The sequence below is a fragment of the uncultured Campylobacter sp. genome (genome assembly GCF_938030685.1).
Taxonomy (GTDB): domain Bacteria; phylum Campylobacterota; class Campylobacteria; order Campylobacterales; family Campylobacteraceae; genus Campylobacter_B.
Genome location: NZ_CALHHX010000035.1, coordinates 1 through 8,994 on the forward strand (window position 1 = coordinate 1; position 8,994 = coordinate 8,994).

Genomic DNA, 8,994 nt, shown 5'->3' on the forward strand with positions numbered 1-8,994 from the left:
ACCTAGAGTACTGGCGACCGACGTATAAAATTTACGAAAAGAAGATGATGCAGGAGAAGATCAAGGCAAAGAAGGAATTTTTCGGCGACGAGTATAAACCGAGCGCCGAAGAACAGGCCTTTATGGACACTTCTAGCGCGAAGAAATAACGCTTGAGATTAGAAGCGTTTCAATTCTCGCTTCAATTCACGCTCCGCCGCGGGTTAAATTTAAAGCTCAAATTTAGGGCTCAAATTTGATCCGCGGCGACTTAAATTTAGCGAAGTTAAATTTTATCTCGCTTTTATTCGCTTGATCCGGCAAGTAAAATTTTATCCTTTCCCATCTTTTTTTCGCTTTCGGATAAGCTTTAAAATTTATCCAAATTTAAAATTTCATCGAAAGAAGCCGTGCAAAAATCATCGCTTTTTTTGATATTAGCGCCGTATACTAGGGCGCAGTCAATGCCTGCTATATTAAGGGCTTAAAGACAAACATCAGTTTGCCGATGTCAGATATACAGTGCGCTTATTCTACGAAATGCTGCTGAAATTTTACTAGCTTAAATAGCTGCGTTAAATTTAATAGTAAGGCTTTGAAATTTTAAAATTTCGCGGATCGGATCGGCAAATTTAAAATTTCATCTCTCTAGTTTTCGCCGAATCTATCATTTAAATTTATCGTCTAAATTTCGTCCTTGCTTCATTAAATTTAAGAGTCCGTGTAAATTTAGAGAGTTTAGATTAAAGCATTTATCAAGCAAGGGCCCGTTTGATAATGCAGATGAGAAAGAGTAAATTTTTCGGGTTTAACGCCCTTTTTTGCGTCATATACAAGGCAAAATAATGCAGATGAGAAAGAGCGGAAATACTCCGCTCTTTAAAATTTTAGTCGCCGCTTAGATCAAATTTATACGCAGCCTGCAACCATATCTCATTCTCGTCGAACTTTCTATTTACGCCGCTAGCGTAGTGATCGCTTCTTTCAAGCGCAGTGTAGGTTACGCCCAAGCTTAGCCCCTTAACGGCCTTAGGAGCGTAGTTTGCCGTTACCGCCCAGCCCTCTACGTCCATGCTGGTGCCGACCTTTTGGCCCGCAGCCCCGCTAGCATTGATATTATTCGTGCCGCCTACTCTCTCTTGATCGCCTTTTACGTAGTGCAGCGCGGTTTTGAAGCCGTCCAGACCGATAGCGCCGAAGTTGTAATCAAGCACGATCTTGTGTGTATCCATACCCGCATATCCTGTGAAGACGAACGGACCTCTAATAGGCAGCGCGGTGTATGATCCCGGGCCGTTGCCGACGCCCAAAATAACGGCATCGTCATCGCTAACGGTCGTATAGGCATACGATAGACCGAATCCGAAAAACTCGCTAACCGATACTCTTGCGCCGAACATATCGCCGTCAAGCCTTCTTGGCTCCAGCCCTCCGTCCACGCGCGAGCCTTTGTAGTTAAGATCAAATCCCAGCTTTAAAATCTCGCCTACGGGCACTTTGACATTTGCCTCGGCAAGATACAAGCTAACGTCGCCGTCCTTTAACGCGTTAGCAGGTTTAACGTCCGTTACCGCTGCGTAAGCGCCGGTTAAAGTAGTATAAGGCAAGGATTTATTTTGAACATATGCGGAGAAGATATTTTCAAATTTTACGGCGACGGGACCGGTCATATTACCCAGAATCACTCTATCTTTAAATAAAGGAGCCTTTCCTTCGCCTACCGGAGCGCCCATGGCGGTTTTGCTCCTTCCTTGGAATTTATAAAACCATCCACCCCACAATGTAGTATCGGGGATATCTTTATTAGATATCGCCACGCCCTCGAAAGCCTCTTTAAACGCCCTCGTATAGTTGCCAGCAACGAGCGGAGTAACGACATATTGTCTACCCGCCTTTATATCGGTATTGCCTATGCCGTATCCCAGGTATAATTCAGATAATACCGCACCTTTAGTATACCACTCCTTATCGTAGGCGGTCTTATTGCTTGAGCCTACGTGATACGGCATCAACCAGCCCTGTCCGGTAAGCCCTATTCTAAAGCCATAAAGAGGATCGGTGACATATCCAAGCTCAAGACCCACGCCGAATGCCTCGTAGTCGTTATCGCCCGTAGCGGCTTCGCCTCTATTATCTACGGTTTTATTGGCGTAAGTGGTCTTTACCGTTCCGTCAAGCTTGCCGTTAGTGATAGCCTCGGCTACGCTATCCGCCGCGCTTAGCGAGGATACCGCACATGCGCAAACTGCCGCAGCTAAACTTAGTTTGATGAGTTTCATTCGAAATCTCCTTTCATAAAGATTTGCAAATATTTATAAAATGAATTATATCAAACAATCTCGCTGTTTGCGATAAAAAAGGGGGAAATTTAAAATAAAATTACGCAACTTTGTAAAGATTAAATTAATGAATAGTGAAATTTATCGCCTGATTTATGATTTTATGATTTGGCGAATATTTTCGGCTTGCGTCCCGAACTCAACTAGCGGATAAAAGCGATCAAAACCTAAAAATTTCCAAAACGCCAAACTGAGCCGCCGAATAAAATTTTACCGAAATTAAAGGGTGAAATTCCGCCGCTTTTAAATTTTAAAATTTAGAAAGTGTAGCGAAGCTTGCCACCGAAATTTCTCTTTAAATTTAAAACGCGGCTACGTAGATATATGCAGCCGCGCGGAATTTTACTAGCGGATCGAAGCTCTAAATTTAGATAATCTACAAAGCCTTTGCGATCAGCTCGTTTACGTTTTTGATAAACTCGCTCGGATTTTCCAGCTCCTGTCCCTCGCTAAGGCGCGCCAGATCGTAGATTATCTCAGATACTTGCGGCAGCATCAGTTTATCGGCCTGCAGCTTTTTGATGATCTCGTGATCCGCATTGATCTCCAAAATCGGCTTTACCGGCGGCAAATTGCGGTTTCCCATCTGCTTAAGCAGCTGCTGCGTCGCAAAATCGGGATCGTTCTCGTCAAAAACAAGGCAGGAAAGCGAGCCGCTTAGACGCGATGAAATTTTAACGTCCTTGACGCGTTCGCCTAAAATTTCTTTGATCTTCGCGGCGATCTCTTTGGCTTGCGGCGTCGCGGCATCGTCGCTCGCAGCCTCCTGCTTGATCGAAGTCGCATTTTTAACCGGCGTCTTGTCAAACTCAAAAACGCCAGGCATCACGATCGTATCGATCTCATCGTCGCAGAGCAACACCTCCGTGCCCTCGGCGTTAAATTTTTCGATCAGAGGCGAGCTTTTAAGCATCGCGGCGCTGTTTCCCGCGATATAATAGATCTCTTTTTGCTCCGCGCCCATTTTTTCCTTATACTCGCTAAGCGTGATGAGGCCGTCTCGCAGGTTTGATTTGAAAAGACAGAGCTTTAAAATTTCCTCTTTGTTTGCGCCGAAGCCGTAAAGTCCCTCTTTCAAAACCTTGCCGAATAATTCGTAAAATTTTATATATTTTTCGCGATCGTTCTGCAAAAGCTTTTCTAGCTCGGATAGAATTTTTTTGACGCTTTGTTCACGGACGTAGGCTAGAATTCGATTTTCTTGCAAAATTTCGCGGCTTACGTTTAGCGGCAGATCCTCGACGTCCATTATGCCGCGTACGAAGCGCAGGTAGCTAGGCAGCAGCTCTTTGGCGTCGTCGGTGATGAAAACGCGCTTGACATAGAGCTTCACGCCGCTTTGATAATCGACGCGGTATAGATCGAAAGGCTCGCTGCTCGGCACGTAAAAAAGCGTCGTGTATTCGTGCGTGCCCTCGGCCTTGGTGTGGATGTAAAACAGCGGATCGCCGCTATCGTGGCTGATCTGCTTGTAAAATTCATCGTAATCGCTCGGTTTTAGGCTGCTTTTCGGCAGCTGCCAAAGCGCGCTCGCGCGGTTGATCTGGACGTTTTTAACCTCGCTATGTCCCTGCTCGCCCTCTTTTTGCGCAGGTACGTATTCTTCCTTATCCATAAAGATCGGATAGGGGATGTGGTTTGAGTATTTTTTGATGATGCCTTCTAGCCTATATTCGTCCAAAAACTCCTCATCTTTCATGTGTAGGATTATCGTCGTGCCGAAGTCCTCTTTCTCCGCCTTTTCGACCATGTAGTTGCTCGCGTCGCTGCTCCATTTATAGCCGTCCTGCGAGAGCGGCTTGCGGCTGATAACTTCGATACGATCCGCTACCATAAATGCCGAGTAAAACCCGACGCCGAACTGCCCGATGAGGTTGCTGTCCTTCGCTGCATCGCCGCTAAGGCTCGCCATAAAGCCCTTCGTGCCGCTGCGCGCGATAGTGCCGAGATTGCTCTCAAGCTCGGCTTCGTCCATACCGATGCCGTTGTCGCCGATGCTTAGCGTTTTGGCCTCTTTGTCGATCTTTATATCGATGCGCGGCACATACGAAAGTGCCTTGTAATCGTCGTTTGTAAGGCTTAAGTAGTTTAACTTATCCAGCGCGTCGCTCGCGTTTGAGATGAGCTCGCGCAGGAAAATCTCTTTATTTGAATAAAGCGAATGGATCATCAAATTTAGCAGATCATTCACTTCGGTCTTAAATTTTTTCTTTGCCATTATGCAGTCCTTTTTAAAAATTTTGGCAGATTATATCATGGAGTGCTAATCTTGTCAAGAGTAGAATAAATAAACTTGATATGAATCCTATCAAGTTTTGGAAATTTACGCGCGCCCGAAGTATATGAAATTTAAACCCGGCTGCGGATTATACAGCGAGAACCGATCCGAATTTAACGGCGCATCTGCGCTAAATTTACAAATTCTTTTTAGTCGTCGTTTTTTGAAAAATTCAAAACAAAATGATATAATTCCTCTCGATTCCGATGCAATTTTTATGATAAAAACGGGCGTTTGACTAAAACAAAATTTATCGAGCAAAAAAAAGGATTTCATTTGAATAACGAAGAAATTATACAACGCATAAATGAGCTGAGAGAAAAGCGAGGCAAAAATTTAAAAAGCCCAAATGAAAATGTCTGCGAGACAGATGCTAATGCGGATCTAAATACGGATGCCGCCGTAAATTTGACTGAAAAATCAGGCGCAGGTTCGGCTACAAATTTAAGCCAAAAACCGAACCCTAAGCCCTCCGTCACTACTTTAAGGGGTGGGCAATCGATCAAAGACGCAGATCTCCGTACTCCGCACAAAAACCACCCCACGCTAAAAATACTTCCTCTCATCATCGTAAGTATAGTCGCGGTTTTTATAGCGATAAAGGCACCTTTCCGCACAGAAATTTTGAACGAAACCCAAATTCCTATCAATCAAGCAAACGAAGACGCAAATAAAAATCCTAAAGAAATTTCTATTCGCACCAAAGACGGCACTTTAAAAATGAAAAATCCTGTAAGATTTCGCGAAGATTGCGACGGCGGAGACGGCGATGCCTGCGCCGTGCTTTCGAGCCTTCTGCTACTAAATGGTGAAATTTCGCAAGAAGGCGCCAAAGATCTGCTTAAAAAAGGCTGCTACGAGCTTAACGGCGGCGAAAGTTGCACGAGACTCGCAGGCTACGAGGATAGAGATTCGCAAGAGGGCAGAAAATTGTACAAAAAAGCATGCAAACTCGGCAATGGCGAAGGCTGCTTTATTTTCGGTTACGTCGCGTATTTTGACGACGATGACAAAGAAGCGGGTACGCGATACTTTGAGCGATCGTGTGAGTTACGATTTGCGGAGGCGTGCTATTTTTTAGTGGGAATTTATTCAAATGATCCGGCAAAATCGCAAAGATATCAGGCTCTGTTTGAAAAATACCAACAAGAAAACGATGATGCAATAATCAGCTTTAGACGCAGATAATTTTACGACTCAATGCACTTTTGCGCGGCTTCGTTTGCAAGCTTAAATTTGCGCAAATCAAAAGATGTCCTTTGTTCGGCAAGCATACAAATTTCAAATTTTTACCCAAACTCAAGCGGCGCATCAAATTTAGATAAACGCAAAAAGTAAAATTTAATCCCTCTCTTTAAGCGCTTCCAAAATTACCGTAACGTGACTTAAATTTATATCCTTCGTCGCCGTTAGTAGCGCGATTTTGCCGTGGATTTTTTCTAGCGATTTTAGCTTTTTTAGTCCCATCGCTGCTTCCTCGTTTGCAAGCTCGCTTTTAAATTTGAGCCTAAATTCGCTAAATCTCCCATCTCTATCTTCGTGAAACCACACCCTAAGATCGTTTGAAGGCGTGACCGATTTTAACCACAAAAACGAGCTAAATATCTCCTTTTTTACACCGCGAGGATACAGCCTATCTACGAATACGCCGTAAAAATCGCTGCTTTCGTTATCTTTGATAAAATCGTAAATTCTAAAAGCCTTAAACATAAAATATCCTTTTTGCAAATTTGACCTAAATTTTACTGCAAAAAAACTTATCGGTAGCGCAAGAGATAAAATTTAAAGATTAAGCACCGTTTTACTATTGTAAGCTATAATTAGCGTTTATTTTGAATTTAAATTTGTAAAGGAAGCGTTTATGTTTAGGTCAATCACGAACAAGATAGCCGTGATGCTCATCGTCGCGCTGATCGTTTCGTTTGCTGCTATTTCGGCGGTTAGTTATTATACGGCTGAGAATAAGGTCGTTCAGCTCGTTAGCCAAAATCAGGCTCAAATTTTAAAAGACGTCAATACTGTTGCTAATTCGTTTTTTGAAGACTATTTGGCTATGGTCAAAAAAATAGCTGCAAACATCGAGAAAATTTCAGACGACGGCGATGATATAATGCGTCATTTGGTACTAGAAAAAGAGCTTGCAAATTCACTGGTTACTTATGTTTACTATGGACGCGAGGATGGTTATTTTTTCCAATCGGACGGTAAAAGAACAACCTTGGCCGATAACTATGATCCGCGAACTAGGGGTTGGTACGGGGCGGCAAAAAATGAAAATAAAGCTATTTATATGCAGCCTCGCATAACTTCGACTAACGATTTGGTCGTAACTTTCGTGGCACCTGCGGTAAAAAACGGTAAATTTGTCGGTATAGTAGGTATAGATATCGATATAAAAACTCTAAGTAAAAAAATCCTCGATATGGGCAAGACCGAATACGGCTACGTTTATCTAATGAATCAAGACGGCGTCATGCTAATGCACTCAAATCCTGAGAATGTCGGTAAATCAGTCGACTCTACTACATATCTCTCCAAGCAATATGCAGAAAAGAAATTTGATAAAAACGGACTTATTCCTTATACTAACTATAAGGGCGAGAACGTAACGGCTAAACTTTTGCCTATCAACGATAAAGGCTGGCTAGCTGTTGCAGCTATCGGAGCGGATACTTTTTCTAGCAATACCCTTCCTCTACTTAAGGCTCAGCTTGCGCTAGCGGCGTTATTTATAGTCGCTCTTTCGATTTTTGTCTACGTACTACTTAAAAAATCTCTCAGTCCGATAAAAACTATCCAAGAAAAGCTTGAGGATACATTTAAATTCGTCACACATGAGGTATCTAAGGCTCCTGAAAAGTTAGCCGTAAATACGCAGGATGAATTCGGCGTTATGAGTAGGGCTATCAACGAAAATATAGATAAAGTAGTCTACGGCATCAAAAAAGATAGCGCTCTGATCGAGGAGATGAACGGCATCGCAAATCTCATGATAAAAGGCCATATGGGCGCGACTATAAAGGCGGATCCGAACAATCCGGCTCTCGTGCAACTAAAAGATTTGCTAAATAAATTCTTTAGCTCAATATCTTCAAATTTAAAAGATATCGCGCGAGTGCTAAACTCATATAACAAAAACGATTATACCGCTAAAATCGAGCTCAAAGATGAGCTAGAAAGCGATCTAAAAGATATGATCATGGGCATAGAGAGCGCCGGTGTAGCTGTTAGCAATATGCTCAAAGAAAATCTAAACGAGGCCGAAAGCCTAGAAGCAAAAGCTAAAATCCTAGCCGAATCTATGAAAAATCTAACCGACGGCGCTCATAGACAAGCAGACTCTATCCAAGAAAGCGCTGCTGCAATCGAGCAGATGAGTAGCTCGATGAACGCCATCAGCCAAAAAGCGCAGGATGTAACTCGACAAAGCGAGGAGATCAAAAACATCATCGTCATCATCCGCGACATAGCAGATCAAACAAACCTGCTAGCTCTTAACGCTGCTATCGAAGCAGCGCGCGCTGGAGAGCACGGACGAGGCTTTGCCGTAGTTGCAGATGAGGTTAGAAAACTAGCCGAGCGAACGCAAAAATCCCTAAGCGAAATCGAAGCTAACGCAAATGTGCTAGCTCAAAGCATCAACGAGATGAGCGAGAGCATCAAAGAACAAAGCGACGGCATAAATATGATAAATCAGTCAGTCACGCAAATCGACTCCATCACTCACCAAAATATCTCGATCGTAAATACCACAAACGAGGTTACGGCCGAGATAGACGATATGGCTAAAAATATCGTCGCGGATGTTAGAAAAAATAAATTTTAAATCAAACTTTAAAGGCGAATGTCAAAAATCAGGCATTCGCTTTTTTAAATTTAAACGTAGCTACGATATTGCTTGCGGCGTTTGCTTGCGCATTCGTATTTTTGTTTGCGCTTATTAAATTTACCGATGAAGGCGGAGCCCAGCGGATACTAAAGGCGGGTATTTTAAATAGTAAATTCTTGGAATACATACAAGGAATGATCGTTTTTAAGGCATTTGGCTTAGGCGGAGATAAATTTAAAAATTTGGAACTGGCTACTAGGCGGATGAAAGAATACTCCTTTTATTTTGAAATAAGAGCTTTTTTATTTTCCACTACTTACGATGCGATCTTGGATTTTGGTTTAGTTGCGTCGGCGCTCGTAATATTTTTAGTGGCAGCAGATGGCAAAATGGGCGCGGATAGCTTAAATTTAGCCCTTGGTATTGCTATTTTTGCTATTATTTTGCAGTTTTTAAAATCCTTGCACGATTTTGTTACCAATGCTGCGTTAAGTGGCGGCACATACGCCGCGGTAAAAACCATAGCCAAAATTTACGATGAAAGCATCCTTGAAACAAAAAATCCGCTT

At 42.9% G+C, this 8,994-nt stretch carries 6 protein-coding genes; 3 read left to right on the plus strand and 3 right to left on the minus strand.

Features of this window, described 5'->3' with window-relative positions; genetic code table 11:
• Window positions 1–866 precede the first annotated feature (866 nt).
• The gene (locus tag Q0369_RS01620; RefSeq protein ID WP_298095075.1) at window positions 867–2,258 is read right to left on the minus strand and encodes an OprD family outer membrane porin; all 1,392 of its coding nucleotides are present in this window, start codon (window positions 2,256–2,258) and stop codon (window positions 867–869) included.
• 436 nt (window positions 2,259–2,694) lie between these two features.
• Complete coding sequence (htpG, locus tag Q0369_RS01625; protein WP_298095080.1) at window positions 2,695–4,536, minus strand: molecular chaperone HtpG; 1,842 nt, start codon at window positions 4,534–4,536, stop codon at window positions 2,695–2,697.
• A gap of 336 nt (window positions 4,537–4,872) precedes the next feature.
• Between htpG and Q0369_RS01630 the strand changes: the two genes are divergently transcribed.
• On the plus strand, window positions 4,873–5,784 hold the full coding sequence (locus Q0369_RS01630; RefSeq protein ID WP_298095083.1) for a hypothetical protein: 912 nt from the start codon (window positions 4,873–4,875) through the stop codon (window positions 5,782–5,784).
• Window positions 5,785–5,937: 153 nt separating this feature from the next.
• On the opposite strand, the gene Q0369_RS01635 is transcribed toward Q0369_RS01630, so the two are convergent.
• Entirely contained in the window at window positions 5,938–6,306 is a 369-nt protein-coding gene (locus tag Q0369_RS01635) for a DUF488 domain-containing protein (protein ID WP_298095085.1), read from the minus strand.
• A 151-nt stretch (window positions 6,307–6,457) separates the two neighbouring features.
• On the opposite strand from Q0369_RS01635, the gene Q0369_RS01640 reads away from it, so the two are divergent.
• Window positions 6,458–8,422 (plus strand): methyl-accepting chemotaxis protein, encoded by a 1,965-nt coding sequence (locus tag Q0369_RS01640; RefSeq protein ID WP_298095087.1) that lies wholly within the window; start codon window positions 6,458–6,460, stop codon window positions 8,420–8,422.
• 68 nt (window positions 8,423–8,490) lie between these two features.
• Window positions 8,491–8,994 (plus strand): hypothetical protein (locus tag Q0369_RS01645; protein ID WP_298095090.1); only part of this gene is annotated, 504 nt, incomplete at its 3' end.

Bases quoted from the DNA above. Each gene is read 5' to 3' on its own strand.
- Q0369_RS01620 (WP_298095075.1), bottom strand. From the start codon at position 2,258: ATGAAACTCATCAAACTAAGTTTAGCTGCGGCAGTTTGCGCATGTGCG.
- Q0369_RS01640 (WP_298095087.1), top strand. From the start codon at position 6,458: ATGTTTAGGTCAATCACGAACAAGATAGCCGTGATGCTCATCGTCGCG.
- htpG (WP_298095080.1), bottom strand. From the start codon at position 4,536: ATGGCAAAGAAAAAATTTAAGACCGAAGTGAATGATCTGCTAAATTTG.
- Q0369_RS01635 (WP_298095085.1), bottom strand. From the start codon at position 6,306: ATGTTTAAGGCTTTTAGAATTTACGATTTTATCAAAGATAACGAAAGC.